Here is a 25,767-nt window from a genome sequence, read left to right on the forward strand (position 1 = left end):
GTTCTTACAGTGCCCGACATCAAGCTCTTTGCTGGGAATGCTACCCCCAGTCTCGCAAAAAAGATTGCCGACCGTTTATTTTGCAAACTTGGAGAGGCTGAGGTAGGCCGTTTCAGCGACGGTGAAATCAGTGTCCAGATCAATGAAAACGTACGGGGAGCCGATGTCTTTATCATCCAATCCACCTGTGCGCCAACCAACGATAACCTGATGGAACTCATAGTGATGGTCGATGCCCTGCGTCGTGCCTCCGCCGGCCGTATCACTGCAGTGATCCCTTACTTCGGCTATGCCCGTCAGGATCGCCGTGTACGCAGTGCCCGTGTGCCTATCACCGCCAAAGTGGTTGCCGACTTCCTCTCCAGCGTGGGTGTTGACCGGGTACTGACCTGTGACCTGCACGCCGAGCAAATCCAAGGCTTCTTCGACGTACCGGTGGACAACGTGTTTGGCAGCCCAGTGCTGCTGGAAGACATGATTGCCAAGAAACTGGACAACCCTGTAGTGGTATCTCCGGACATTGGTGGCGTGGTTCGCGCCCGCGCCGTGGCCAAGCTGCTGAACGATTCCGATCTGGCCATCATCGACAAGCGTCGCCCACAGGCCAACGTTGCCCAGGTTATGCACATCATAGGTGACGTACAAGGCCGTGACTGCATCATAGTCGACGACATGATCGACACAGGTGGCACCCTGTGCAAGGCCGCCGAAGCCCTGAAAGAGCACGGCGCCAACCGCGTATTCGCCTACGCCACTCACCCCGTGTTCTCCGGCAAAGCCGCCGAGAACATCAAGAACTCAGTAATCGACGAAGTCATAGTGACCGACACTGTGCCTTTGAGCGAAGAAATGCTGCAGGTGGGTAATGTGACCCAGCTGACCATGTCAGCGGTACTGGCCGAAGCCATCCGTCGCGTCAGCAATGAAGAATCCATCTCCGCCATGTTCCAGCATTAATACTGGCGATAGATGATAAAACGCACCCCCAGGGGTGCGTTTTTTATTGGCTCGAAATTGGCTCTAAATCTTATCCCCCCGAATTGGGCCCACAAACCAAGCCAATGGCCTTGGCTAAGCTCATAGCCATGCTTGAGAGGCAATCCTGTAAAAACGCTTTAGCGGCGCACCAGGGGCCTTATCGTCATATCAAGACTATGACCGAGGCAATCAGCAATGGATGGATAAGGGAAAATAAAAAAGCCCGTCAATGACGGGCTTTTTTATATGGCTGGGGTACAAGGATTCGAACCTTGGAATGCCGGGATCAAAACCCGGTGCCTTACCGCTTGGCGATACCCCAATTCGGGTTTCGAACAATGCGCACTGCACACCTTCCGAAAATATATGGTAGCTATGGCGGGACTTGAACCTGCGACCCCAGCATTATGAGTGCTGTGCTCTAACCAGCTGAGCTACATAGCCATGGCTGGGGTACAAGGATTCGAACCTTGGAATGCCGGGATCAAAACCCGGTGCCTTACCGCTTGGCGATACCCCAATAAGATTTGGAAGCGTAAAGGATGGCTGGGGTACAAGGATTCGAACCTTGGAATGCCGGGATCAAAACCCGGTGCCTTACCGCTTGGCGATACCCCACCTGCTTTATTTTCCTGAACTAAGCAGCAGCTTAGTTCAAATGGTACGGGAGGAGAGACTTGAACTCTCACACCTTGCGGCACCAGAACCTAAATCTGGCGTGTCTACCAATTTCACCACTCCCGCTTAGCCTCAAGTTTACATCATGAGAGGATGGTAGCTATGGCGGGACTTGAACCTGCGACCCCAGCATTATGAGTGCTGTGCTCTAACCAGCTGAGCTACATAGCCACTACGTTTTTGCAGTCCCTCTTGGCGAGGAACGGGGCGTATTATGCTGATTCAGTTCTGGCAGGTCAACTGCTTTTTTAACTGAAAATCGCCCCCGGCACGCTGTTCGTCTAATACTTCACCAAAGCGGGCAACAGTTAGGCAAATGCCGACAAATGCCGCCCGCCACAGGAGCTTAGACTCTGCTTAGGAAAGACTTGAACCCAAGCTTAGACGTTGAACAGGAAGTGCATCACGTCGCCGTCTTTGACCACGTAGGTCTTGCCTTCCACCCGCAGTTTACCGGCTTCCTTGGCGGCAGACTCACCACGGTAAGTAATGAAGTCATTGTAGGAGATAACCTGGGCACGGATAAAACCACGCTCGAAGTCGGTGTGAATTTTACCGGCGGCCTGTGGCGCACTGGCACCCACTTCCACCGTCCAGGCACGTACTTCCTTCACCCCGGCGGTGAAATAAGTCTGCAGGTTCAGCAGCTCGTAACCGGCGCGGATCACGCGATCCAGGCCAGGCTCTTCCAGGCCCAGTTCGGCCATAAACTCGTCGCGGTCGGCGGGATCCATCTCGGCCAGCTCGGATTCGATGGCGGCACACACGGGCACCACAACTGCGTGTTCGGCAGCGGCAATGGCTCGCACTGTATCCAGGTGCGGGTTGTTCTCAAAACCGTCTTCAGACACGTTGGCAATGTACATGGTGGGCTTGAGGGTCAGCAGGTTCAGGTAGGCCACGGCCTCCAGCTCTTCCTTCGACAGCTCCAGGGTGCGCAGCATCTTGCCTTCATCCAACACGGGGCGCAGCTTTTCCAGCACCTCGACTTCGAACTTGGCATCCTTGTCACCGCCCTTGGCGCGTTTTTGCTGGCGCAGAATGGCGCGCTCAACGCTGTCCAAGTCGGCCAGGGCCAGCTCGGTGTTGATCACTTCGATATCGCCGGCAGGGTCGACCTTGTTGGCCACGTGCACTATGTTGTCGTTTTCAAAGCAGCGCACCACGTGCCCTATGGCATCGGTTTCACGAATGTTGGCCAGGAACTTGTTGCCCAGACCTTCACCCTTGGAGGCACCGGCCACCAGGCCGGCGATATCCACGAATTCCATGGTGGTTGGAACCACACGCTCTGGTTTGACTATTTCGGACAGGGCATCAAGACGCGGATCCGGCACTGGTACCACGCCGGTGTTGGGCTCGATGGTACAGAACGGAAAGTTGGCCGCTTCAATGCCCGCCTGAGTCAGAGCATTGAACAGCGTTGATTTACCGACGTTTGGCAGACCCACAATCCCGCATTTAAAACCCATAATAAAACCCTTTCTCTCTCTGATCCGGGACAAATCCCGGTGCTGTTAATACTGTAAATTTATTCGGCCTTGAAGCTGTGCAATCTGTGCATCGCCTTGAGCATGTCCTGCTTGAACAGCACTTCGGTTGAGCGCACGGCTTCGTCTATGGCGGCGTTAATCTTTTCCTGCTCGGCGGCAGGCGCCTTGCCGAGCACATAGCCGCTGACCTTGGTCTTGTCGCCCGGATGACCTATGCCTATCCGCAGACGATAAAAATTCTTGTTGTTGGCCAGGCGGGCAATGATGTCCTTGAGGCCATTGTGGCCACCGTGACCACCACCCAGCTTGAACTTGGCCACCCCGGGTTCCATGTCCAGCTCATCGTGGGCTACCAGTATTTCTTCCGGTTCAATCCGGAAGAAATTGGCCAGGGCCGCCACGGATTTGCCGCTGAGGTTCATAAAGGTGCTGGGGATCAGCAAGCGTACATCCTTGCCACACAGCATGGCCCTGGCAGTGAGCCCAAAGTATTTGCTGTCGGGCACCAGGTTCACACCCGCGATTCTCGCCAGTTCCTCGACATACCAGGCCCCGGCATTGTGACGGGTCTGGGCGTATTCGGCGCCCGGATTGGCCAGGCCGACGATCAGTTTAATCTCACTCATCTGCTGCAATCTTAATTGCCCGGCATCGGCAAAGCCGCCACCGGGAATGGAAAACGGCGCATTTTATACCCAAAGGCAGTGTCTATTCCAGCGTTAAGGACCTGACTGCTTCACCACACACAAAGGAAAACGGTCAATTTCAGATACCCAAAGGCCAGGTTCATACCAGTATTTAGGTAAAACCACCCTCAGGGAAAACGGCCAATCTCAGATACCCAAAGGCCATTTCACAGCAGTCTTCAGGACTCAGCGTCCAAGACAAACGGTCAGATGAAACTCTTACGGCCGAATAAATCAGCCCAATCCCAGGGCGTATTTGAGCACCCGTCGCTTGAGGGGACCGTCGATATTGGCCAGGCGCAGGGCCGCGTTGCGGGCCAGTTTCAATGGCAACAGGTCATTGCTGAAACCGGCATAAAAGCTGTCCATGGCGGTCATCATGATTTGGTTGTCGCGGTAACGGCGCTGCTGATATTCGCCCAGCACGGCGTCGCTATACCAAGAGTCGCCCGCTCTTTGAGCTTCGCTCACCACGGCCAGCAGGGCTTCAACATCCTTGAACCCCAGGTTTACCCCCTGCCCCGCCAGCGGATTGATGGTATGGGCGGCATCCCCCAAGAGCACCAGGTTGGGTCGGTAATATCTCTGGGCATGGCGCCGGGTCAGGGCGAAGTGGCCCTTGTCCAGCACCTCAAATTCAGGATCGAGCCGCGATGGGAAGTGGGCACGGATTTGCTGCGCCAGGGCGCTGTTGGACAGCTGTGACAACTGACGGATGCGCGCCGGGCTGTCGTACCACACCAAAGAGGCGTGCTTACCCGGCAGCGGCAACAGGGAGCGGGGGCCTGCCGGAGTGAACTGTTGCCAGGTCACATCCTGCTGCCCGGTTTGGGTGGCGATATTGATCAGCATGGCCCATTGGTCATAATCCCAGGCCGTGATGCCGATGGCAGCAAAGTCGCGCACCCTGGAATTGGCGCCATCGGCACCGACGAGCAGCTTGGTGTGCAGTACAGTGCCATCTTCGAGCACCACCTCTATACCATCTGCATTTCTGCCAAAGCGCTCCACCTTGGCGGGCAACCTCAGGCTAAGATTGTCGAACTCAGCCATGGCCTGCCACAAGCCGAGCTGCACCACGCGGTTTTCCACTATGTGGCCAAGGTGAGTCTGCTGTAACTGACTGGCATGAAAACGGGTGATAAAGCCCTCCATTTCCCAGGTTTCCAGTCCCAGATAGGGGGCGGTGCGCATGGCCTTGATATGCTCCCAGGCGCCGAGGCGTGACAGCAAGGTTTCCGACGCCAGGCTCAGGGCCGACACCCGTACATCCAGAGGCTGCTGCGGGTCGAACTGCGCCAGAGGTTGATTCTCTATGACGGTCACGGCCAGGCCCAGTTTGGCCAGGCCTATGGCCGTCGCCGCTCCCACCATGCCGGCACCTATGATCACCACGTCCTGGATCACCACGTCCTGCTGCACGCTATCTGTTGCGGTCGTTGTCGCTGTCACTGTCACTGTCCCTTCACCCGGTCTGCTGCTGTAACTACTGCTTGTAAATATTTTTTGTAAATAAAGAGTGGGCAAAGGTCTGCAAATGTGTCCAAAAGCGGGTTTGGTCATAACCCCTTACATTCGGCCACATTTTCTTTGCCAAGGCCTTCCTATACTGGCGATGTCCAATAAAAAGACGGGGCCCATGGTCCATCAAACATCATCAAGGAAGAGCGAGGTTCAACATGAATATCCTGTTACCCCTGACACTGCTGGCGGGTATAAACGGCCAGGCAATGGCTGCACCCGAAATGGAAACCCTGACGGTCACCTACCGCAGTCCGCTGGATTATGCCCTATATCAACAGACCACGGAAACCATAAGCTTTTTCCGCATTGAGCTGGCGCAGGATATTCTCGCCCAATCCAGGGCCAGCAGCCGGGCCATGGCTAGCCATTATCTTTCTCAGAATGGCGTTGCTGACACTCGCCTTTACCCGCCCCAATCGGTTTGGCTTACCGCCCGGCGGAATTGAACTGTGGGTATTGCCGACTGACAAGCCCTTGAGTCTTGATGGCTTTTGCCGGCCAAGGTCGACGAGACCAGCCCCCGGCAGGATCATAATTCATACTATTTACCCCCTGCGCCTAGCCATGACCGGGCGCAGGGGGTAAAATGTCGCGCTATTTTTCCCATGGGTTCCTAGAGCGACGCACCGATGAGTAAGAAACTCCATATCAAAACCTGGGGCTGTCAGATGAACGAATACGATTCATCCAAGATGGCCGATCTGCTTGGCGAATATCAGGGCTACACCTTGACCGAAGAGGCCGAGGAGGCAGATATTCTGCTGCTCAATACCTGTTCCATTCGCGAAAAAGCGCAGGAGAAGGTGTTTCACCAATTGGGTCGCTGGAAGACCCTGAAGGACAAGAACCCCAACCTGATTATCGGTGTCGGCGGTTGCGTTGCCTCCCAGGAAGGCAAGGCCATCAAGGACAGGGCCCAATGTGTGGATATAGTCTTCGGTCCCCAGACCCTGCACCGCCTGCCCGACATGATTGAACAGGTCCGCAATGGCGACAAGGCGGTAATCGACATCTCCTTCCCCGAGATTGAAAAGTTCGATCGCCTGCCCGAGCCCCGCGCCGAAGGCCCCACCGCCTTCGTATCCATCATGGAAGGTTGCAGCAAGTACTGCTCTTTCTGCGTGGTGCCCTACACCCGAGGCGAGGAAGTGAGTCGCCCCATGGACGACATCATCCTTGAAATCGCTCAACTGGCGGAACAAGGGGTACGTGAAGTCAACCTGCTGGGTCAGAACGTTAACGCCTATCGCGGTGCCAAGCATGATGGCGAGATTTGCAGCTTTGCCGAACTGCTGCGCTACGTCGCCGCCATTGACGGTATCGACCGCCTGCGCTTCACCACCAGCCATCCGATTGAATTCACTCAGGACATCATAGATGTCTACGAGGACACCCCTGAGCTGGTGAGCTTCCTGCACCTGCCGGTGCAATCGGGTTCGGATCGCATCCTCACCGCCATGAAGCGCGGCCACATGGCCATTGAATACAAGTCCATCATCCGCCGCCTGCGCAAGGCACGTCCGGACATTCAGATTAGCTCGGACTTCATCATAGGTTTCCCCGGTGAAACCCAGGATGACTTCAACGACACCATGAAGTTGATTGAGGATGTGGGCTTCGACCACAGCTTCAGCTTTATCTACAGCGCCCGTCCCGGTACCCCGGCAGCGGATCTGCCGGATGATGTCGATATGGAAGAGAAGAAACAGCGTCTGGCACAGCTGCAGGACAAGATCACCAACCAGGCCATGCGCTACAGCCGCCAGATGCTGGGCACTGTGCAGCGCATCCTGGTGGAAGGCCCTTCGGTGAAGAACCCCATGGAACTGCGTGGCCGCACCGAAAACAACCGGGTGGTGAACTTCGAAGGTCAACCCAAGCACATAGGCAGCTTTGTCGATGTGGAAATCGTTGATGTCTACACCAACTCCCTGCGCGGCAAGTTTATCCGCGGTGAGGATGAAATGGATCTGCGTCGCAGCCTGCGTCCGGAAGACATATTGGCCAAACGCCAGCAGGACGATGCCCTGGGCGTAAGCAAGTTTATCCCTTGATAAAGCAATAGCCACATCGGGTGCGACCTCATCCCGCACCCAAGTCAAATCCCAGGGCGGCCCAAGGCCGCCCTTTGCTTAACATGGCGCTTTGCATGGCCGGGGCAAAAAGCGGTATATTTGGCATAGACCTGCATTGCCACCCGAGGTGGTCGCGAACTCAACCTTATCAAGAGCCGGAGCAATATTTGGCCAGTAAACTCACTACAATGAATCTGTATCTGGAGCCGGCAGACAGCCGCCGTTTGGCATCCCTCTGTGGCCCCTTTGATGATAACCTCAAGCAACTCGAGCGCCGCATCGGCGTGGAGATAAGCTACCGCAACAACCACTTCCAGATTGTCGGCCTGCCGCGCAACTGTCTGACCGCCAACAATCTGCTCAAGTCCTTGTATGTGGAAACCGCCCCGGTCAAGGGCAGCACTCCGGATCTTGAGCCGGAGAAAGTGCACATCGCCATCCAGGAAGCCATAGCCCTGGAGGCCGAAGACAACTCGGACGAGGCCCGGGAACACTACATCAAGACCCGCCGTGGTGTGGTCAAGCCGCGCAATCCCAACCAGACCCAGTACGTGGCCAACATAGTGCGCCACGATATCACCTTCGGCATAGGCCCGGCCGGTACCGGCAAGACCTATCTGGCGGTGGCAGCCGCCGTGGATGCGCTGGAGCGCCAGGAAGTGCGCCGCATATTGCTGACCCGCCCTGCGGTGGAAGCTGGTGAGAAGCTCGGCTTCCTGCCCGGCGATCTGAGTCAGAAGGTCGATCCCTATCTGCGCCCTCTGTATGATGCCCTGTTTGAAATGCTCGGTTTTGAAAAGGTGGAGCGCCTGATTGAGCGCAGCGTGATTGAGATTGCACCGCTGGCCTATATGCGCGGCCGCACCCTCAACGATGCCTTTGTGATCCTGGATGAAAGCCAGAACACCACGGTGGAGCAGATGAAGATGTTCCTGACCCGTATCGGCTTTAACTCCAAGGCAGTGATCACAGGTGACATCACCCAGGTGGACTTGCCCCGCAGCCAAAAATCCGGCCTGCGCCACGCCATCGAAGTGCTGGGCGATGTGGACGAAATCAGTTTCAACTTCTTCCAATCCAAGGACGTGGTGCGCCACCCCGTGGTGGCCCGCATCGTTGAGGCCTACGAAGAACACGAGCAGAAAATGCAGGCCATCAAGGACCGCAAGGACAATCTGCTAACGGAGCCCGGTCAAAATGAGTCTTGAGTTGGAATTGGATCTGCAAAACGCCTGCACCAGCAAGCAAGTACCGAGCGAAGCCCAGTTTGAACTCTGGGTTCGCACCGCCCTTGGCAACACACTGCCCCAGGCCGAACTGACCATTCGTTTGGTGGACAGTGACGAAAGCCGCAGCCTTAATCACAGCTACCGCGGCAAGGACAAACCCACCAATGTGTTGTCTTTTCCGTTCGAAGCACCGCCGGGTGTGGAACTGCCACTGCTTGGCGATCTTGTCATTTGCGCCGAGGTCGTCGAGAATGAGGCGGCTGAACAACACAAAACCTTGGAAGCCCATTGGGCTCACATGGTTGTACATGGTTGCCTGCATCTGCTAGGTTATGACCATATTGAAGACGCCGAGGCCGAAGAAATGGAAGCACTGGAAACAGAGCTGCTTCAGGGCCTTGGCTTTGCTGACCCTTACCAGGAGCTATAATCGGCCCAGTTGCCGAAGAAAACACTATGAGTGACGATATCCCCCCGAGTACCAACGCCCACAAGAAAGGTTGGCTGGAACGTTTCAGCCAGTTGTTCCAGGGCGAACCTCAAAATCGCGATGAACTGGTGGAAGTGATCCACGATGCCGAGCAACGTGATCTCATCACCGAAGATACCCGCGAGATGATTAAAGGTGTTTTAGAGGTATCCGATCTGCGAGTGCGGGACATTATGATCCCCAGATCCCAGATTGTGGCCCTGAAGGTCGACAGCACAGTGGAAGAGCTGCTGGCGACGGTAATCAGTTCGGCCCACTCCCGTTTCCCCGTGGTCAACGAAGACAAGGACCACGTCGAAGGCATATTGCTGGCCAAAGATTTGCTGCAATACGGCTTCAACAACAGCGAAGTGCCCTTCTCCCTCGACAAGGTGATCCGCCCCGCCGTGGTGGTTCCCGAGAGCAAGCGGGTTGATGTGCTGCTGAAAGAATTCCGCTCCCAGCGTTACCATATGGCCATAGTGGTCGATGAGTACGGTGGCGTTTCCGGTCTGGTCACCATTGAAGACATATTGGAAGAAATCGTCGGCGAGATTGAAGACGAGTTTGACCATGACAGCGTCGAAGAGACCGAAATTCGCAAGGTCGGCAATACCGTCTACCTGGTGAAGGCTTTGACCCCCATCGAAGATTTCAATGACGAATTCGGCACCCATTTCAGTGACGAGGAATTCGACACAGTAGGTGGTATGGTTGCCCACGCCTTTGGGCATCTGCCGGAGCGCAATGAAAGAGTGGTGATCAACGGCATCGAATTCAAGGTGATCAATGCCGACACCCGCCGTCTTATCCAATTGCGGGTTAAACTGCCCGATCCCCAGCAAGCCGAAGTCACGGAAAGTTAATTCCAATTGAGTCCCTTAGTTGACACCGTCCGCCAATCGCGGATACGCCTGCCCCTCGCCTTCCTGGCGGGGGCCAGTACCGCCCTAGCCTTTGCCCCCTATGGTCTGTGGCCTTTTTATCCCCTGGCCTTGGCCTTTTGCCTCTGGTTAGGCCGGCAGCTTGGCCCCGCCGCCGCCTTCCGCCACTGGCTGAGCTTCGGCTTTGGTGCCTTTGTTTTTGGCATCAGCTGGGTGCATGTGAGCATAGACAGGTATGGCGGCTTGCCACTGCCGGTGTCCCTGGGACTGATGGCCCTGCTGGCCTTCTACCTGGCGCTGTATCCTGCCCTGGTGGGAGCCGCCTTTGCCAAACTGAAATCCGGCCGCTCTTACTTTGACCTCGTGGGCTTGTTTCCGGCGTTGTGGTTGCTGGCCGAGCTTGGCCGCGGCTCCGTTATGACGGGATTTCCCTGGCTGCTCGCCGGGTACAGCCAGACAGATGGCCCGCTGGCCCCCCTTGCCAGCGTGATTGGGGTAGAGGGGCTTAGCCTGCTGCTGATGATGTGCGTCGGTGCCCTGCTGCTGTTTGTCGAAGGTAAACGACTGCCACTGCTTGCCCTGCTGCCGCTGCTGGCGCTGGCAACCTGGGCAGCCCAGACCTTCAGCCCAATCCAGTCCCGGGATGAAAGCGTCAAGGTGCTCTTGGTACAGGGCAATATTCCCCAGAGCATGAAATGGCAGAAAGAAACCTTGTGGCCATCTCTGCTCAAGCACCTGGACATGACCCGGCCGAATTTTGACGTTGATATCGTGGTCTGGCCCGAAGCCGCGGTGCCTATTTGGGAAAATGTGGTGAGCGATTTTCTCGACAATGCCAACCGCGCCGCCAATCTGACAGACACGGCGATCATCACGGGCATCATCAGCCATCCGGAGCAAGAGTTTTACAACTCGCTGATAGTGCTGGGTAATCATTTCAACAAACAGCAGGATGCACCGGATTACCAAATCGGTGACGGCAACGATTATCGCAAACATCACCTGCTGCCCATAGGCGAGTTTGTGCCCTTTGAAGATCTGCTGCGGCCCCTGGCACCTTTGTTCAACCTGCCGATGTCGTCCTTCAACCGCGGTGACTTTATTCAGCCCAATCTGCAGGCCGTGGGGTATCGCCTGGCGCCGGCCATCTGTTACGAAATCGCCTTCCCCGAGCAGCTCAGGGCCAACTTCAGCGAACAAACGGACTTGCTGCTGACAGTCTCCAACGACGCCTGGTTCGGTGAGTCCAATGGACCGCTGCAACACATGGAGATCGCCAGAATGCGCGCCATTGAGCTGGGGCGGCCGCTGCTGCGGGCCACCAATAATGGCGTCACCGCCGTGGTGGATGAACATGGCAAAATGGTGAAGCAGTTGCCCCAATTTGAGGCTGCTGTGCTCAAGGCAGAGGTGCCCCTGGTAAAGGGACAAACCCTGTTTGCCCGTTTTGGCCACGCTCCGGTGCTCGCCCTGATGTCACTGCTGTTGTTAGCAGGAATCGGGCTGAGTTATCGACGCCGTTGAAACAAATCAGCAGTAAAAAAGACGCCTCCGGGCGTCTTTTTTACTTTCTTGGTTCATCACCGTGATAACGCCAGGCCTTATACAGGCACCTCGGGGGTAAAGTGAAAACTGGCGGCAATACGGTTCCAGGCATTGATGGTGGCTATGGTGGCGGACAGGTCAACTATCTCCTCGTCACTGAACTGGGCGCGCACCTTGGCTATATCCTCGGCGGTTACCGGGCCCGTGATCAGCTTGGTCAGTGCCTCGGTCCAATGCAGCGCCGCACGCTCCCGTGCTGAAAATACCTGGCTCTCACGCCAGGCGCTGAGCAAATCCAGCCTGTGCTGGGCTTCGCCAAGTTGGCGCGCCTCCTCGGCATGCATCCGCAAACAAAAGGCACAACCGTTAAGCTGCGACGCCCTGAGCTTGACGAGTTCCACCAGCTTGGGGTCAAACGTTTTGGCGGCCGACTCGCCAAGGCTTATCAAGGCCCGCGGCAATTCGGGTTGTTGCTGAAATACCTGCATCCGTGGCAGCCATTCGCCGTGCAATTTTGCCTCTACGGCCACAGTGGTATCAAATTGAGTGTCTTGCATCATGTGCTCCTTTCGTTATGACTGAGCACATACTGCCAAGGCAAAAGGCAGGAAAATTGTATTTTTGCGACATCCAGGGCGCCGAAAGACGCCCTGTGCCGTTAGTCCGGGGCCAGGGCGCTGAGGATTAGGGTGTCAGGGCCTCTCGGATGAACTCGTCGTTGTCACATTCAGGGCAGTCGGGGATCACCGACGGGAAATTAATGTCCATGCCGTGGCCACAGCTGGTGCAAACCAACCTGCCCTGACTGATAATTTCGCCGCTCTGGTAGTAGCCGTGGTGTTTAAAATCCTGTGCCAGTTCATGCCATTCCACCTGGCTGCGGTCGGTAATTTCACCGAGCCAATGCCAAAGGGTGTTTTCCAGGGCGATAACAGAGGGACTGTGGCTCAGCGACTCGGCATTGTGCTCCTGCAGGAAGGCCGCTATGTCCCGTTTGAGGAACTCCAGCACCAGCTCGGCTTCCTTGTCGCTTATCTCGTCGCGCAATTGGCTGAAGGCATCCCCTGCGGTAAGTTGCTGATAAAGATGCTTGGCATTCAGGTCCGGATTTTCCGCGAATCGCCGTTTCAGATCGTCAATCAATATCTGATACTGTGCCAGTAGTTGCGAACTTCTGTTGCTCATGCTCAATACTCCTTCAAGGGAACCTTTTTAATGCGGCTCTTCTGGTTTATTCTATGCAGATCCCGCGGCGCGGACTAAGCGCATGATCAAATAATAGGCGGCATTGCCGGAAAAAGTTGATGCAAGAGCAATATAATCCCTCAGAAATCGAGGCCTTGGTGCAAAAGCACTGGGCCGAAAACAAAACCTTTGAAGTCACTGAAGACCCGAATAAAGAGAAGTTCTACTGCCTCTCCATGTTCCCTTACCCTTCAGGCCGACTGCATATGGGTCACGTGCGCAACTACACCATAGGTGATGTGGTTGCCCGCTTCCAGCGTCTGCAGGGTAAAAACGTGCTCCAGCCAATCGGTTGGGACGCCTTCGGTCTGCCTGCCGAAAACGCCGCCATCAAGAATGCCACCGCCCCGGCCCCATGGACCTATGAAAACATAGACTACATGAAGAACCAGCTGAAAATGCTGGGTTTTGGCTACGACTGGAGCCGTGAAATCGCCACCTGTACCCCTGAGTATTACCGCTGGGAACAATGGTTCTTCACCAAGCTGTACGAAAAAGGCCTGGTGTACAAGAAGACCGCCGCGGTGAACTGGTGCCCGAACGATCAAACGGTACTGGCCAACGAGCAGGTGCAGGACGGTTGCTGCTGGCGCTGCGACACTCCGGTGGAGCAAAAAGAAATTCCCCAGTGGTTTATCAAGATCACCGCCTATGCCGAAGAGCTGCTCAATGACATAGACACGCTGGAAGGCTGGCCCGAACAGGTCAAGACCATGCAGCGCAACTGGATTGGCCGCTCCGAAGGCGTGGAAATGACCTTCAAGGTCGCCGATTCCGACGACAGTTTCGATATCTATACCACCCGCCCCGACACAGTCATGGGCGTGACCTATGTGGCCATAGCCGCCGGTCACCCGCTGGCCGAAAAAGCCGCCCTGAACAATCCTGAGCTGGCCGCCTTCGTGGACGAGTGCAAGCACAGCGGCACCTCAGAGGCCGAGTTGGCCACCATGGAGAAGAAGGGCGTGGCCACCGGCCTGTACGCCATTCACCCACTGACCGGTGACAAGGTGCCCGTGTGGGCCGCCAACTTCGTACTGATGAACTATGGCACCGGCGCCGTAATGTCGGTTCCGGGCCACGATCAGCGCGACTACGAATTTGCCAAAAAATACGGCCTCGACATCAAGGCGGTGATCAAACCCCTTGAAGGTGAACTGGATATTTCCGAAGCCGCCTATACCGAGAAGGGTGTGCTGTTCAACTCGGGCGACTCATTCCCAGAGCTGGATGGCCTGGACTTCGACGCCGCCTTCAATGCCATCGCGACCAAGCTGGCCGCCGAAGGTAAAGGCAAGCGTCAGGTTAACTTCCGCCTGCGCGACTGGGGCGTAAGCCGTCAGCGTTACTGGGGCGCCCCTATCCCCATGGTCACCCTGGAAGACGGCACTGTGATGCCAACTCCTGCAGAACAACTGCCGGTGATCCTGCCCGAAGACGTAGTCATGGATGGTGTGCAGAGCCCCATCAAGGCAGACAAGGAATGGGCCAAGACCAGCGTTAACGGCCAGGCCGCGCTGCGGGAAACCGACACCTTCGACACCTTTATGGAGTCATCCTGGTACTACGCCCGCTACTGCTCGCCCAAGGCCAATGAAATGCTGGATCCCGCCAAGGCCAACTACTGGCTGCCGGTAGATCAGTACATAGGCGGTATCGAACACGCCTGTATGCACCTCTTGTATTTCCGCTTCTTCCACAAGCTGCTGCGCGATGCCGGCCTGGTGAACTCCAACGAGCCCGCCAAGCGACTGCTGACCCAGGGCATGGTGCTGGCCGATGCCTTCTACTACAACAACGACAAGGGCGCCCGCGTCTGGGTATCGCCTCTGGACGTGACCGTGGTGGAGAAGGACGACAAGGGCCGGATCACCAAGGCCGTGGACAACGAAGGTCATGAGCTGGTGTACACAGGCATGAGCAAGATGTCCAAGTCCAAGAACAACGGTATCGATCCCCAGGTAATGGTGGAAAAATACGGCGCCGACACAGTGCGTCTGTTCATGATGTTCGCCTCGCCACCGGAACTGACCCTGGAGTGGCAGGAGTCCGGCGTTGAGGGTGCCCATCGCTTTATCAAGCGCCTGTGGAAGCTGGCCAGCGAGTACGTGGCCTCACCCGCTACCGAAGCCCTGGACGTGGCGAGCCTCAGTGCCGATCAAAAAGCACTGCGCCGCGAACTGCACAAGACCATAGCCAAGGTAGGTGACGACATTGGTCGCCGTCAGATGTTCAACACCGCCGTTGCCGCCGTGATGGAGCTGATGAACCACCTGCAAAAGGCACCGCTTGACTCGGCTCAGGACAAGGCGCTGATGAACGAAGCCCTGTCCGCCGTGGTACGCCTGCTGTACCCCATAGCCCCGCACGTGTGTTTCAACCTGTGGCAGGCGCTCGGCAACAGCACTGACATCGAGGACGCCGGTTGGCCTGTGGCCGATGACAGCGCCCTCGTGGAAGACAGCAAGCTGGTGGTGGTACAGGTGAACGGCAAGGTACGCGCCAAACTGACCGTTGCAGCCGATGCCACCAAGGAGCAGGTAGAAGCCCTGGGCCTGGCCGAAGATGCGGTGCGCAAGCACACCGACGGCCTGACCGTTCGCAAGGTTATCTATGTGCCGGGCAAACTGCTGAACATAGTTGCCAACTGATAGCCCCCGTGAAAACCCGCCCCTGGCGGGTTTTCCTTCTGCATCCAAGGATAAATCCATGACCCGAGTCTTTACCCTTGTCATCCTGTCCCTGAGCCTGTTGCTCGCAGGTTGTGGCTTCAAGCTGCAAGGCAGTTACTCCATGCCCGCCGAGCTCAACACCCTCAGCGTCGACAGCGGTGATGAATACAGTGAGTTGACCCGTTTGGTGAAGGAGCGCTTGCGTCTGTCCGGAGTCAAGTTGGTGGCAAGCAGCGAGCAGATCCCGGCCGTCAGGTTACTGAAAGACTCGCTGTCCCGCACCACACTGTCGCTGTATCCCACCGGCAACGTGGCCGAGTACGAATTGATTTACCATGTGGATTTCGCCGTGCGCATGCCGGGTAAAGAGGCCCAGCCTTTCAGCGTCGAGATCCGCCGCGACTACCTCGACGATCCCCGCACCGCCCTGGCCAAGAGCCGCGAGATGGAGATGCTGCTGCGGGAGATGCGCCTGCAGGCCGCCGACAGTCTGATCCAGACCCTGGCCACCACAGAGATCCGTTGATGCGGGTCTATCCTGATCAACTGCACCGCCATCTGGGCCAATTGGCCCAGTGCTATCTGCTGTTTGGCGACGATCCCTGGTTGCAGGAACACTGCAAGGATCAGCTGCTGGCCGCCGCCCGCCAGCAGGGCTTTGAGGAGCGGGTACAACTGGAGCAGGATAACAGCTTCAATTGGCAGGAGCTGGCCAACGAATGGCAGGCCATGAGCCTGTTCGCCAGCCGCCGCATCATAGAGCTGCACCTGCCCCAGGCCAAACCCGGCAGCGAAGGCAGCGCCATGCTGCTGAGCCTGCTGCAAGCTCCCAATCCCGATATTTTACTGCTGCTGCGCGGCCCCAAACTGGCGGCGGAGCAGACCAACAGCAAATGGTTCAAGGCCCTCGACAGTGCCTGCATTTACCTGCCCTGCCTGACACCGGAAGGGCCACAGTTTCAGCGCTGGCTTGACGGCCGGACCCAGGCCCACAGACTGAGCCTGTCTCCGGATGCCCGCACCCTGCTGCTGAGCCTGTACGAAGGCAATTTGCTGGCAGCGGATCAGGCCATGCAGCTGCTGGCGCTGCTGAGCCCGGGAAGGCGCATCGAGGCCGCCGAGCTGGAGCAGTACTTTGACGATCAATCCCGCTTCACCGTGTTTCAGCTGGGCGATGCCCTGCTTGGCAATCAACAGGCCCGGGTGCAGCACATGCTGGCGCAGCTGAAGGCCGAAGGCACGGCCCTGCCGATTGTGCTCTGGGCCCTGTTCCGGGAACTGACCACCCTGGTGGCATTACAGGGGGCGCGCCAGCGCCGCGAACCATTGCAGCCGCTGTGGAGCAAGTATCGGATCTGGGACAAACGCCAGCCCCTGTATGAGGCCAGCCTCAAGCGCCTGGAGCTTACCCAGCTTGAACATATGCTGGCCATGGCCGGGGCCATTGAGCTGAAACTCAAGCAACGGGGAGAAGAGGACTGGACCGGGATCAGCCACCTGTGCCTGCTGTTTGACCCCGCCGCCCACGCGACCCTTGGACACCTGGGTCTATGAGCCAGCAGCAAACACTCGATAATCAGAGAGTCCGTCCCCCAATCCGCCACATAGGTCTGCTGGGTGGCACCTTCGATCCCCCGCACCACGGCCATCTGCTGCCGCTGCAGGAAATTCTGGCCCAGCTGCCACTGGACTCAATCTGGCTGCTGCCAAACCATATTCCGCCCCACAAGGCAGGCACCCACGCCAGTGCCGGTCAGCGCCTGGACATGGTGTCTTTGCTGTGCGGTGACAATACCCGGCTCAGTCCCTGCACCATCGAGTTGGAGCGCACCAGCCCCAGTTACACAGTCGATACCCTGGAGCGCCTGCGCCACAAGCACCCGGATTGCCGCTTTTACTTCATCATGGGCATGGACTCCTTTCTGAGCCTGCCCCAATGGCACCGCTGGCAGTCGCTGTTTGACCTCTGTCACCTGATCCTGTGCGAGCGCCCAGGCTGGCAGCTCGATGAAGCCCAGCCCATGATGGCGCAGCTGCAGGCCCGGGGCCAAAAGGCCGAAGCCGGCTTGCCACAGGCAGACTGCGGCGCGGTTATCGAAGTGCCCATCACAGAGCAGTCCTGGTCTTCCACCGAGATCCGCGCCGCGCTCCGGCACGGCGAGCTGCCAGATGGTGCCATGCCCAAGGCGGTTGGCGACTATATCCGCCACCACAGGCTCTACCGCCACCGCTGATCCGCCCCAAGCCGGAGTGTATTCCCGCCCCCAAGGCTGCTATACTGGCGCGCTGTTTTTTAAACTCATGAGGTATTAGGCGTGCAGAGCGCAGAACTGAAGCAATTTGTGGTCGATAAAATCGATGATTTGAAGGCCCGTGACGTAGTGGTACTCGACGTCAGCAAGCAATCCAATATCACGGATTTCATGGTGATTTGTTCCGGCACCTCCAAGACCCATGTCCGCGCCATCGCCGAAAATCTGATCACCGAAGCCAAACAGGCCGGTCTCAACATTCTGGGCAGCGAAGGTCGCGATGCCAGCGAATGGGTTCTGGTGGATCTGGGTGATGTGATACTGCACGTAATGCAGGATCAAACCCGCGACTTCTACCAGCTGGAAAAGCTCTGGCAAGAACACGCCTGATGAAGCTGCAACTGGTTGCCGTGGGAACCAAGATGCCGGACTGGGTCAGTCGCGGTTTCGAGGAATACCAAAGGCGTTTCCCGCGGGACATGGCCCTGGAGCTGGTGGAAATTCCCGCCGGCAAAAGGGGCAAGAATGCCGACATAGCCCGGATACTGCAAAAGGAAGGCGAGGCCATGCTGGCAGCCATTCCCAAGGGCAACCATATAGTCTCCCTGGATCTGCCCGGTAAAAACTGGACCACGCCGGAGCTTGCCAGGGAGCTTTCAAGATGGCAACTTGATGGCCGGGATGTCAGCCTGCTGATAGGCGGCCCCGAAGGTCTGTCACCGGAGTGCAAACAGGCCGCAGGCCAGAGTTGGTGCCTGTCGGCGCTGACCTTACCCCATCCTCTGGTGCGGGTGGTGGTCGCCGAGAGCCTGTATCGCGCCTGGAGTATCAATAACAACCACCCCTATCACAGGGAATAAGTCACAGTTCAGGAGCCCCGCGAGTGTCCCCCAGAAAGCGGATAACCATGCACGATCACGCCGCCGAGGCGTCACTGTTCAAACGTCGCGCCCTGTTCACTTTCTGCTGTGTGGTGGTGCTGCTGAGTGTATTGGTGGCCAACCTGCATCATTTGCAGGTCACCTCCTTCAGCGACTACGCCACGCGCTCCAACGAGAACCGCATCCGCGTGGTACCGGTAGCGCCGAGCCGCGGTCTCATCTATGACCGCAATGGCGTGCTGCTGGCGGAAAACCAACCCTTCTATTCCCTGGAGCTGATCCCGGAAAAGGTGAAAGACATCCCGGCAGTACTGGATGATCTTAAAGACGTCATATCCCTGTCCGATGAGGAGCGGGACACCTTCCTCGAGGCGCTCAAATTCCATCGCCGCTTCAAGCCACTTACCCTGAAGAATCGCCTCACAGAGGAAGAAGTGGCCATTTTCAGCGTCAATCAGCACAGGTTTCCCGGCATTCAGGTGGAGGCCGGCCTCAAGCGGCACTACCCCCACGCTGAATTGCTGACCCATGTGCTCGGTCATGTGGGCAAGATCAACACCAAGGATCGCCAGGCACTGGAGCGCAGCGATCAATGGCAGAACTACGCTGCCACCAAGGACATAGGTAAGCAAGGCGTCGAGAAATTTTACGAAAATCTGCTCCATGGTGCACCCGGCCACCTGGAGGAAGAGGTCAATAACCGTGGCCGCACCATACGGGTACTCAAGCAGGTACCTCCGGAACCGGGCCAGGATATTTATCTGACCCTGGACATAGGGCTGCAAAAGAAAGCCATGGAGCTACTGGCCGGAAAGCGCGGTTCCATAGTCGCCATCGACCCCAATGACGGCGGTGTGCTGGCCATGGTGTCGAGCCCCAGCTACGATCCCAATCCCTTTGTTTACGGCATCAGCGGCAAGGCCTACAGCGACCTGCTGAACGACAAATCCCGGCCACTGATCAACCGCGCCACCCAGGGCCTGTATTCCCCGGCCTCCACCATCAAGCCGCACATGGCACTGCTGGGCCTGGAGCTCAACGCCATCAGTGAAAAGACCCGCGTCTGGGACCCGGGCTTCTGGCAAATTCCCGGCGTGGAACGTAAATACCGCGATTGGAAAAAGTGGGGCCACGGCTGGGTCGATGTCTACCACGCCATCAGCGAATCCTGTGACATCTTCTTTTATGATCTGGTGTACAAAATTGGTATCGATGAGGTATCGCGCTTTATGGAGCAATTCGGCTTTGGCCAGAGCAGCGGTATAGACCTGTTTGAAGAATCTGCCGGCATCATGCCGTCCAAAGACTGGAAGCGGATGCGCTATAACCAACCCTGGTACATAGGCGACACCATCTCCATTGGTATTGGCCAGGGATACTGGACCACCACGCCCTTGCAGCTGGCCAATGCCGCCACCATCATGGCCAACCACGGCAAACGTTTCACGCCCCATTTGCTCAAGTCTATCAAGGACAGTACTGCGCTTATCAACAACCCGGTGGATGAACAGCCCCCCATAGAGCTGCGCAATGCCCGCAATTGGGACATTATCAATGAGGCCATGCGCCAGACCGCCATGAAATCACGCTTTGCCGATGCCCCCTACACGGCAGCGATGAAAACCGGCACGGCCCAGGTGTACAGCGTGGCCCAAGATGAAAAATACGATGCAGAAAAGGTTCAGGAGCACCTGCGCGACAACGCCTTGGTAGTCGCCTACGCACCATTCGAGAACCCCAAAATCGTACTCGCCATAGTGATGGAAAACGCCGGCTGGGGCGGCCTGAACGCCGGCCCCGTGGCCCGGGCCATGCTGGATGAATTCATGCTCAGGGATAAATGGGAATTAAAGCCAAGCGGGAAGGTAAGCCATGAATAGCCAACACAGTCGCAAAAATATCTGGCTGCGCTTGCATTTAGACCTGCCATTGCTGCTGGGCTTGCTGGCGCTGATGGGCTTTGGCCTGGTGGTCATCTACTCTGCCAGCGGTGAAGACATGGGTATGATGGAGCGGCAGTTAGTGCGTATGGGGCTGTCGCTACTGATCATGCTGGTGGTAGCACAGATCAATCCCGAGGTGTTTCGCCGTTGGGCTCTGCCCATCTATATCGCAGGGGTGATTCTATTGCTGGGGGTGGCCTTTTTTGGTGAAATCAACAAGGGTGCCCGCCGCTGGCTCAACCTGGGCTTTATGGAATTCCAGCCTTCAGAGCTGATAAAACTGGCCTTCCCCATCACCATGGCCTGGTTTATCAGTAAGTTTCCGCTGCCGCCGAAGAAACGCTACCTGGCGGCGGCCGGGGTGATATTGCTTATCCCCACCCTGCTTATCGCCAAACAGCCGGATCTCGGCACCTCTATTCTGGTGGCCGCCTCGGGGATCTTCGTGCTGTTTCTGTCGGGCATGAGCTGGTACATAGTGCTGGGATTTGTCGCTGCTGTGCTGATGTTCCTTCCCATCCTCTGGTACTTCCTGATGCACGATTACCAGCGCGCCAGGGTGATGATGCTGCTGGATCCCGAATCCGATCCGCTGGGCAAGGGCTACCATATTATTCAGTCCAAGATCGCCATAGGTTCCGGCGGCGTCTGGGGCAAGGGCTGGCTGCAAGGTACCCAATCTCAGCTGGAGTTTTTGCCCGAGCGCCACACCGACTTTATCTTTGCCGTGATAGGCGAAGAATTCGGTCTTATAGGCTCACTGTTCCTGCTCTGCATGTACTTGTATGTCATAGGCCGGGGTCTGGTCATTGCCTCCCGGGCCCAAACCAGTTTTGCCCGCTTGCTGGCCGGGTCCATCACCCTCACCTTCTTCGTCTATGTGTTTGTGAATATAGGCATGGTGTCGGGCATATTGCCGGTAGTGGGAGTCCCCTTACCGCTTATCAGCTATGGTGGTACCTCCATGCTGACATTGATGGTGGGATTTGGCATTCTAATGAGCATTCACACCCACAGGCGTTTTGTCGACCGATAGGAAGCAGCGACTTTGATAAGCCGTTCCAGCGCAGTATTGATGGCCCTGATGGCCATAACCCCTTTTAGTGCCGTGGCCGACAGCCCGCCACCTTTACGTGAAGCCTTTATTGAAGCCCAGCAACAGCAGGGCTTCAGCAAGGCCGACACCGAGGCATTCCTGGCCAAGGCCCAGTTCAATCAGGCGGTGCTGGATGCCATCTCCCGTCCCTGGGAGGCCAAGCCATGGGATCAGTATTATCCGATTTTCCTGACCGATAAACGGCTCCAGGCCGGGCTGGATTTCTGGCGTGAACACGATGCCAGTATTGCCAGGGCCGCCCACTTGTACGGCGTCGAGCCACAGATTATCGTGGCCATCATTGGCATTGAAACCTTCTATGGCCAGAACATGGGCAAATACCCTGTACTGGATGCCCTCTATACCCTGGGTTTTCATTATCCGCCGCGGGCCGACTTTTTCCGCAGGGAGCTTGCCGCCCTGCAGACCCTGGTAATGGAAGAGCGACTGGATCTCGACCAGCTCAAGGGCTCCTACGCCGGCGCCATGGGCTTTGGTCAATTTATCCCCTCCAGCTACCGTCACTTTGCGGTGGACTTCAGCCAGGATGGCAAACGGGATCTGCTCGGCAACGCCGATGATGCCATTGGCAGCGTGGCCAACTACTTCCACCGCCACGGCTGGCGTGCCGGCGAACCGGTGGCGCTGAAGCTCAGGCATAAGGGCAAACCCAAGGTAGCCCCTTGGGCGGGCGAACCCCTGTCGCTGACCGCCGCCGATATTCTCAGCCCCTCCCTGGCGCTGGCCAAGGCGCAGGATTTGGATGTATCACGCAAGGCCATGCTGGTAAGACTGGAGCAAGCCAGCGAAGATGAATTCTGGCTGGGGTTGGAAAACTTCTATGTGATCACCCGCTACAATCGCAGTCCGCTGTACGCTATGGCGGTATATCAATTCAGTGAGCGCCTCAAAGATGCCCGCCTTAAAGGTTAATCTGCTGCTGGTTCTGCTGCTGTTGCTGCAGGCCTGTTCCTCCCCCCCGCCCAAGGGCCGTTACAGTATGAGCCAGGATGAGGCTCCGAAAAACGCCCCCGATGTCAGCGGGATTGAGGATGCCCATCCGCGGTATGAGCCGTACAGCCGCCAGGGCAATAAGCCCTATACTGTGCTGGGTAAGTCCTATCAGGTACTGCCGAGCGGTGAGAATTTCCGTCAAAGCGGTATCGCCTCCTGGTACGGGCAAAAATTTCATGGCCACCTCACTTCCAACGGTGAAACCTACGACATGTATTCCATGTCGGCGGCCCACAAAACCTTGCCGCTGCCAAGTTACGTTCGGGTGACCAATCTCGATAACAGCAAGCAGATCATTGTGAGGGTCAACGACAGAGGCCCGTTCCATGAGGGGCGTATTATCGACTTGTCCTATGCCGCCGCCCATAAACTCGGGGTGCTGCAAACTGGGACCGCCAGAGTTCAGATTGAAACCATTTACTTTCCACCGCCAAGTGCATTGCCACTTGCAGAATTGGCTGACAATCAAAGCTATTTTATCCAGCTGCTGGCCTCGGCAGACAGGGCCAAGCTGGAGCGACTGGGACAGGAGTTACAGCGCAAATATCAGCTCAATTTCCGCCTGGTCCAGGTGCAGCAACTGTACCGCCTGCAGCTCGGCCCCATAGGCCAGCAAAGATTGGCCAATCAGCTGCTGCAAACCGTGCAGGCAGAGGGATACCCCAGTGGCTATCTGGTCACCGAGCCTAAAAGCTAATCCATTAAGGAACCTTCACGGAAATTGTCTGTCGATTAGTGTTACACTGTGGCAGTTTACGTCCCTTTAACTAAAACAACCGAGTACGTGTGTAGTTAACGATGAAATTATTTGAACGCTTCACCCCAAAATCGCTGCTTCTTATTGGCCTGGTGTCTGTTTCCGCCCATGCAGCCCCTCCCATGGTGGTACCGGACGCACCTACCGTGGCCGCCAAGGCTTTTGTGCTGATGGACTACTACACGGGTCAGGTCATTGCCGAAAACAATGCCTATGAGAGCCTGAACCCCGCCAGTCTGACCAAGATGATGACCAGCTATGTGATAGGTCAGGAGATCAAGGCCGGCAATATCAGTCCCCAGGACGATGTCACCGTGACCCAGAACGCCTGGTCGAAGAACTTCCCCGACTCCTCCAAGATGTTTATTGAGGTGGGCAAGACGGTCAAGGTTGAAGATCTCAATCGCGGCATCATCATCCAGTCCGGCAACGACGCCTGTGTTGCCATGGCAGAGCATATCGCCGGGACCGAAGGTGCCTTCGTTGACCTGATGAATTCCTGGGCCAAACAGCTGGGTATGCGTGACAGCTATTTTGAAAACTCCCACGGCCTGGATTCGGACAACCACAAGACCACGGCCTACGATATGGCATTGCTCGGCGCGGCGCTTATCCGTGATGTCCCCGAGGAGTACAAGGTCTATTCCGAGAAGTCCTTTACCTTTAACGGTATCAAGCAGTACAACCGCAACGGTCTGCTGTGGGACAACAGCCTGAATGTGGACGGGATCAAGACGGGTCACACCTCGGGCGCCGGTTACAACCTGGTGGCCTCGGCCACCCAGGAAGGTATGCGCCTGATTTCCGTGGTTATGGGCACCGCCAGTGAAGCCGCACGCAAGGCCGAAAGCAAGAAGCTGCTGAACTACGGTTTCCGGTTCTTCGAAACCATCAGCCCCTACAAGGCGGGCGATACCTTCGTTACCCAGAAAATCTGGTACGGTGACCGTGAAACCGTCAGTCTGGGATTTGCCACCGACACGCCCATCACCATCAGCCGTGGCAAGGGTAAAGATCTGCAGGCCAATTTCGAGCTGACCAAGGAGCTGAGCGCACCTTTGGCCAAGGGCGAAACCGTGGGGCGGATCTTCTTCCAACTGGATGGCAAGGACATAGCCCAATTCCCGCTGGTAACCCTGGAAGAAGTCAATGAAGGCAGCTGGTTCAGCAAGCTGATGGATTACTTCAAGCAACTTATCGCCGGCTGGCTCGGCTAAGCATTTGAAATTAAATGCCACCTCCGGGTGGCATTTTTTTTGCCCATCGCCCCCCTTGATTCGGTTATAATAGCCGCCATATTAAGCTTGAGTTTTTCAGCCAGAGTAGTAAATCCATGTTAAACACCACCTTTGACCAATACCTGGAATTCCCCTGCAGCTTTCCGTTCAAGGTTGTCGGCGACGCCAGCGACACCCTGGCCGAGCGTGTGGTTGCTGTTGTGCAACAACATGCCCCGGGTGATTACAGCCCCAGCAGCAAGATGTCCAGCAAGGGCAGCTACCTGTCGGTAACTGTGCGGGTAAAGGTCACCAGTAAAGAACACATTGAATCCCTTTATATTGCCCTGGCAGAGGTAGATGGCGTACGCCGGGTACTGTAAAACCCCAGTCCTGACAGGACAGAGCTGTTCAGTGTTACATTTGCCCGGTCACGGCGTATAATAGCGCCACCATCCACTGAGGGGAGACGTTGCCCTTGCAAGCCAAAACTCTGCATATCAGACACTTGGGTAGCCAAGACTACGAATCGGTCTGGCACGCCATGCAACAATATACAGACAACCGCAACGGCGACAGCCAGGATGAACTCTGGTTGGTTGAACACCCACCGGTTTTCACTCAGGGTCAGGCCGGAAAGGCCGAACACATACTCAATCCCGGTGATATCCCGGTGATCCAGGTCGACCGAGGCGGTCAGGTGACCTATCACGGCCCCGGTCAATTGGTGGCTTATCCCCTGCTCGACATCAAGCGCCTCAAAATAGGTGTGCGTCAACTGGTGACCAGCATAGAGCAGAGCATAGTGGAAATGCTGGCCCGTTATGAGGTAAAGGCCTATGCCAAGGCCGATGCGCCCGGCGTGTACGTGGACGAACGCAAGGTCGCCTCACTGGGCCTTAGGATCCGCAAGGGGTGCTCCTTCCACGGCCTGGCACTCAATGTCGACATGGACATTTCCCCCTTCCGACGCATCAATCCCTGCGGCTATGCCGGCCTGGAAATGGTGCAGTGTAAACAGCTTGGCGGGCCTCAGACAGTCACTGAAGCCGGCGAGCAACTTATCGAAACCTTTAGCCAGCTTCTGGGCTATGAGCACCTGGTTCACCACCAAGGATTAGCAGAATAA

General features: G+C 56.7%; 25 protein-coding genes and 6 tRNA genes. 20 read left to right on the forward strand and 11 right to left on the reverse strand.

Annotation, left to right across the window (positions count from 1 at the left end; genetic code table 11):
* Positions 1 to 9: 9 nt before the first annotated feature.
* On the forward strand, positions 10 to 957 hold the full coding sequence (locus tag JYB85_RS13440; protein ID WP_207379703.1) for a ribose-phosphate pyrophosphokinase: 948 nt from the start codon (positions 10 to 12) through the stop codon (positions 955 to 957).
* 268 nt (positions 958 to 1,225) lie between these two features.
* Here the strand turns inward: JYB85_RS13440 and JYB85_RS13445 are convergent.
* The 9 genes from JYB85_RS13445 to JYB85_RS13485 form a co-directional block, all read right to left on the reverse strand.
* Positions 1,226 to 1,300: transfer RNA gene (locus JYB85_RS13445), tRNA-Gln, on the reverse strand.
* A 45-nt stretch (positions 1,301 to 1,345) separates the two neighbouring features.
* Positions 1,346 to 1,422: transfer RNA gene (locus JYB85_RS13450), tRNA-Met, on the reverse strand.
* 1 nt (position 1,423) lies between these two features.
* Positions 1,424 to 1,498: transfer RNA gene (locus JYB85_RS13455), tRNA-Gln, on the reverse strand.
* A 23-nt stretch (positions 1,499 to 1,521) separates the two neighbouring features.
* A tRNA-Gln gene (locus tag JYB85_RS13460) sits at positions 1,522 to 1,596 on the reverse strand.
* A gap of 41 nt (positions 1,597 to 1,637) precedes the next feature.
* Positions 1,638 to 1,722: transfer RNA gene (locus JYB85_RS13465), tRNA-Leu, on the reverse strand.
* 28 nt (positions 1,723 to 1,750) lie between these two features.
* Positions 1,751 to 1,827, reverse strand: a tRNA-Met gene (locus JYB85_RS13470).
* Positions 1,828 to 2,036: 209 nt separating this feature from the next.
* Entirely contained in the window at positions 2,037 to 3,128 is a 1,092-nt protein-coding gene (gene ychF / locus JYB85_RS13475; RefSeq protein ID WP_207379704.1) for a redox-regulated ATPase YchF, read from the reverse strand.
* A 59-nt stretch (positions 3,129 to 3,187) separates the two neighbouring features.
* Entirely contained in the window at positions 3,188 to 3,775 is a 588-nt protein-coding gene (pth, locus tag JYB85_RS13480; protein WP_207379705.1) for an aminoacyl-tRNA hydrolase, read from the reverse strand.
* A 294-nt stretch (positions 3,776 to 4,069) separates the two neighbouring features.
* Positions 4,070 to 5,209, reverse strand: a complete 1,140-nt coding sequence (locus JYB85_RS13485; protein ID WP_407695896.1) for an FAD-dependent monooxygenase — start codon at positions 5,207 to 5,209, stop codon at positions 4,070 to 4,072.
* A gap of 305 nt (positions 5,210 to 5,514) precedes the next feature.
* On the opposite strand from JYB85_RS13485, the gene JYB85_RS13490 reads away from it, so the two are divergent.
* The 6 genes from JYB85_RS13490 to lnt all read left to right on the forward strand — a co-directional run bounded on the left by JYB85_RS13490 (position 5,515) and on the right by lnt (position 11,540).
* A complete protein-coding gene (locus tag JYB85_RS13490) occupies positions 5,515 to 5,805 on the forward strand; it encodes a hypothetical protein (protein WP_207379707.1) in 291 nt (96 codons plus the stop codon).
* A 183-nt stretch (positions 5,806 to 5,988) separates the two neighbouring features.
* Positions 5,989 to 7,413 carry a tRNA (N6-isopentenyl adenosine(37)-C2)-methylthiotransferase MiaB gene (gene miaB / locus JYB85_RS13495; RefSeq protein WP_207324399.1) on the forward strand — a complete coding sequence of 475 codons (1,425 nt, stop codon included), beginning with the start codon at positions 5,989 to 5,991 and terminating at the stop codon, positions 7,411 to 7,413.
* A 188-nt stretch (positions 7,414 to 7,601) separates the two neighbouring features.
* Positions 7,602 to 8,642, forward strand: coding sequence for a PhoH family protein (locus JYB85_RS13500; RefSeq protein WP_207320490.1), 1,041 nt, complete (start codon positions 7,602 to 7,604; stop codon positions 8,640 to 8,642).
* Positions 8,632 to 9,093, forward strand: coding sequence for an rRNA maturation RNase YbeY (gene ybeY / locus JYB85_RS13505; protein ID WP_207324401.1), 462 nt, complete (start codon positions 8,632 to 8,634; stop codon positions 9,091 to 9,093). The genes JYB85_RS13500 and ybeY overlap by 11 nt, the downstream gene beginning before the upstream one ends.
* A gap of 26 nt (positions 9,094 to 9,119) precedes the next feature.
* Entirely contained in the window at positions 9,120 to 9,998 is an 879-nt protein-coding gene (gene corC / locus JYB85_RS13510) for a CNNM family magnesium/cobalt transport protein CorC (RefSeq protein ID WP_207320492.1), read from the forward strand.
* A gap of 6 nt (positions 9,999 to 10,004) precedes the next feature.
* Positions 10,005 to 11,540: an apolipoprotein N-acyltransferase gene (gene lnt, locus JYB85_RS13515; protein WP_207379708.1), complete on the forward strand. Its 1,536-nt coding sequence runs from the start codon at positions 10,005 to 10,007 to the stop codon at positions 11,538 to 11,540.
* Positions 11,541 to 11,617: 77 nt separating this feature from the next.
* Here lnt and JYB85_RS13520 read toward each other — a convergent pair whose 3' ends face one another.
* Complete coding sequence (locus JYB85_RS13520; protein WP_207379709.1) at positions 11,618 to 12,118, reverse strand: carboxymuconolactone decarboxylase family protein; 501 nt, start codon at positions 12,116 to 12,118, stop codon at positions 11,618 to 11,620.
* A 127-nt stretch (positions 12,119 to 12,245) separates the two neighbouring features.
* Positions 12,246 to 12,746, reverse strand: a complete 501-nt coding sequence (locus tag JYB85_RS13525; protein WP_207320494.1) for a zinc ribbon-containing protein — start codon at positions 12,744 to 12,746, stop codon at positions 12,246 to 12,248.
* A 119-nt stretch (positions 12,747 to 12,865) separates the two neighbouring features.
* On the opposite strand from JYB85_RS13525, the gene leuS reads away from it, so the two are divergent.
* The 13 genes from leuS to lipB all read left to right on the forward strand — a co-directional run bounded on the left by leuS (position 12,866) and on the right by lipB (position 25,767).
* On the forward strand, positions 12,866 to 15,457 hold the full coding sequence (gene leuS / locus JYB85_RS13530; protein ID WP_207379710.1) for a leucine--tRNA ligase: 2,592 nt from the start codon (positions 12,866 to 12,868) through the stop codon (positions 15,455 to 15,457).
* A 58-nt stretch (positions 15,458 to 15,515) separates the two neighbouring features.
* Complete coding sequence (locus JYB85_RS13535) at positions 15,516 to 16,004, forward strand: LPS-assembly lipoprotein LptE (protein ID WP_207320496.1); 489 nt, start codon at positions 15,516 to 15,518, stop codon at positions 16,002 to 16,004.
* Positions 16,004 to 17,032 (forward strand): DNA polymerase III subunit delta, encoded by a 1,029-nt coding sequence (gene holA / locus JYB85_RS13540; RefSeq protein WP_207379711.1) that lies wholly within the window; start codon positions 16,004 to 16,006, stop codon positions 17,030 to 17,032. The genes JYB85_RS13535 and holA overlap by 1 nt, the downstream gene beginning before the upstream one ends.
* Positions 17,029 to 17,712 carry a nicotinate-nucleotide adenylyltransferase gene (gene nadD, locus JYB85_RS13545; protein WP_207379712.1) on the forward strand — a complete coding sequence of 228 codons (684 nt, stop codon included), beginning with the start codon at positions 17,029 to 17,031 and terminating at the stop codon, positions 17,710 to 17,712. Before holA ends, nadD begins: the two co-directional genes overlap by 4 nt.
* 81 nt (positions 17,713 to 17,793) lie before the next feature.
* Positions 17,794 to 18,120, forward strand: coding sequence for a ribosome silencing factor (rsfS, locus tag JYB85_RS13550; RefSeq protein WP_207320499.1), 327 nt, complete (start codon positions 17,794 to 17,796; stop codon positions 18,118 to 18,120).
* A complete protein-coding gene (rlmH, locus tag JYB85_RS13555) occupies positions 18,120 to 18,590 on the forward strand; it encodes a 23S rRNA (pseudouridine(1915)-N(3))-methyltransferase RlmH (RefSeq protein ID WP_207320500.1) in 471 nt (156 codons plus the stop codon). The genes rsfS and rlmH overlap by 1 nt, the downstream gene beginning before the upstream one ends.
* Positions 18,591 to 18,613: 23 nt before the next feature.
* Complete coding sequence (mrdA, locus tag JYB85_RS13560) at positions 18,614 to 20,491, forward strand: penicillin-binding protein 2 (protein WP_207379713.1); 1,878 nt, start codon at positions 18,614 to 18,616, stop codon at positions 20,489 to 20,491.
* Positions 20,484 to 21,590: a rod shape-determining protein RodA gene (gene rodA / locus JYB85_RS13565; RefSeq protein WP_207379714.1), complete on the forward strand. Its 1,107-nt coding sequence runs from the start codon at positions 20,484 to 20,486 to the stop codon at positions 21,588 to 21,590. Before mrdA ends, rodA begins: the two co-directional genes overlap by 8 nt.
* Before the next feature lie 39 nt (positions 21,591 to 21,629).
* A complete protein-coding gene (mltB, locus tag JYB85_RS13570) occupies positions 21,630 to 22,583 on the forward strand; it encodes a lytic murein transglycosylase B (protein WP_207382075.1) in 954 nt (317 codons plus the stop codon).
* A complete protein-coding gene (locus tag JYB85_RS13575) occupies positions 22,564 to 23,361 on the forward strand; it encodes a septal ring lytic transglycosylase RlpA family protein (protein WP_207379715.1) in 798 nt (265 codons plus the stop codon). The genes mltB and JYB85_RS13575 overlap by 20 nt, the downstream gene beginning before the upstream one ends.
* Positions 23,362 to 23,462: 101 nt before the next feature.
* Positions 23,463 to 24,638, forward strand: coding sequence for a serine hydrolase (locus JYB85_RS13580; protein ID WP_207379716.1), 1,176 nt, complete (start codon positions 23,463 to 23,465; stop codon positions 24,636 to 24,638).
* 116 nt (positions 24,639 to 24,754) lie between these two features.
* Complete coding sequence (gene ybeD, locus JYB85_RS13585; RefSeq protein ID WP_207379717.1) at positions 24,755 to 25,021, forward strand: DUF493 family protein YbeD; 267 nt, start codon at positions 24,755 to 24,757, stop codon at positions 25,019 to 25,021.
* Between the two features lie 95 nt (positions 25,022 to 25,116).
* Complete coding sequence (gene lipB / locus JYB85_RS13590; RefSeq protein WP_207379718.1) at positions 25,117 to 25,767, forward strand: lipoyl(octanoyl) transferase LipB; 651 nt, start codon at positions 25,117 to 25,119, stop codon at positions 25,765 to 25,767.

This window comes from Shewanella sedimentimangrovi, assembly GCF_017354965.1.
GTDB lineage: Bacteria > Pseudomonadota > Gammaproteobacteria > Enterobacterales > Shewanellaceae > Shewanella > Shewanella cyperi.

Excerpts from the sequence above, each read along its gene's own strand:
- ychF (WP_207379704.1), bottom strand. The coding sequence starts at position 3,128 with ATGGGTTTTAAATGCGGGATTGTGGGTCTGCCAAACGTCGGTAAATCA.
- pth (WP_207379705.1), bottom strand. The coding sequence starts at position 3,775 with ATGAGTGAGATTAAACTGATCGTCGGCCTGGCCAATCCGGGCGCCGAA.
- JYB85_RS13485 (WP_407695896.1), bottom strand. The coding sequence starts at position 5,209 with ATGGTGGGAGCGGCGACGGCCATAGGCCTGGCCAAACTGGGCCTGGCC.
- JYB85_RS13490 (WP_207379707.1), top strand. The coding sequence starts at position 5,515 with ATGAATATCCTGTTACCCCTGACACTGCTGGCGGGTATAAACGGCCAG.
- miaB (WP_207324399.1), top strand. The coding sequence starts at position 5,989 with ATGAGTAAGAAACTCCATATCAAAACCTGGGGCTGTCAGATGAACGAA.
- ybeY (WP_207324401.1), top strand. The coding sequence starts at position 8,632 with ATGAGTCTTGAGTTGGAATTGGATCTGCAAAACGCCTGCACCAGCAAG.
- corC (WP_207320492.1), top strand. The coding sequence starts at position 9,120 with ATGAGTGACGATATCCCCCCGAGTACCAACGCCCACAAGAAAGGTTGG.
- JYB85_RS13520 (WP_207379709.1), bottom strand. The coding sequence starts at position 12,118 with ATGCAAGACACTCAATTTGATACCACTGTGGCCGTAGAGGCAAAATTG.
- JYB85_RS13525 (WP_207320494.1), bottom strand. The coding sequence starts at position 12,746 with ATGAGCAACAGAAGTTCGCAACTACTGGCACAGTATCAGATATTGATT.
- leuS (WP_207379710.1), top strand. The coding sequence starts at position 12,866 with ATGCAAGAGCAATATAATCCCTCAGAAATCGAGGCCTTGGTGCAAAAG.
- JYB85_RS13535 (WP_207320496.1), top strand. The coding sequence starts at position 15,516 with ATGACCCGAGTCTTTACCCTTGTCATCCTGTCCCTGAGCCTGTTGCTC.
- holA (WP_207379711.1), top strand. The coding sequence starts at position 16,004 with ATGCGGGTCTATCCTGATCAACTGCACCGCCATCTGGGCCAATTGGCC.
- nadD (WP_207379712.1), top strand. The coding sequence starts at position 17,029 with ATGAGCCAGCAGCAAACACTCGATAATCAGAGAGTCCGTCCCCCAATC.
- rlmH (WP_207320500.1), top strand. The coding sequence starts at position 18,120 with ATGAAGCTGCAACTGGTTGCCGTGGGAACCAAGATGCCGGACTGGGTC.
- rodA (WP_207379714.1), top strand. The coding sequence starts at position 20,484 with ATGAATAGCCAACACAGTCGCAAAAATATCTGGCTGCGCTTGCATTTA.
- mltB (WP_207382075.1), top strand. The coding sequence starts at position 21,630 with ATGGCCCTGATGGCCATAACCCCTTTTAGTGCCGTGGCCGACAGCCCG.
- JYB85_RS13575 (WP_207379715.1), top strand. The coding sequence starts at position 22,564 with ATGCCCGCCTTAAAGGTTAATCTGCTGCTGGTTCTGCTGCTGTTGCTG.
- JYB85_RS13580 (WP_207379716.1), top strand. The coding sequence starts at position 23,463 with ATGAAATTATTTGAACGCTTCACCCCAAAATCGCTGCTTCTTATTGGC.
- ybeD (WP_207379717.1), top strand. The coding sequence starts at position 24,755 with ATGTTAAACACCACCTTTGACCAATACCTGGAATTCCCCTGCAGCTTT.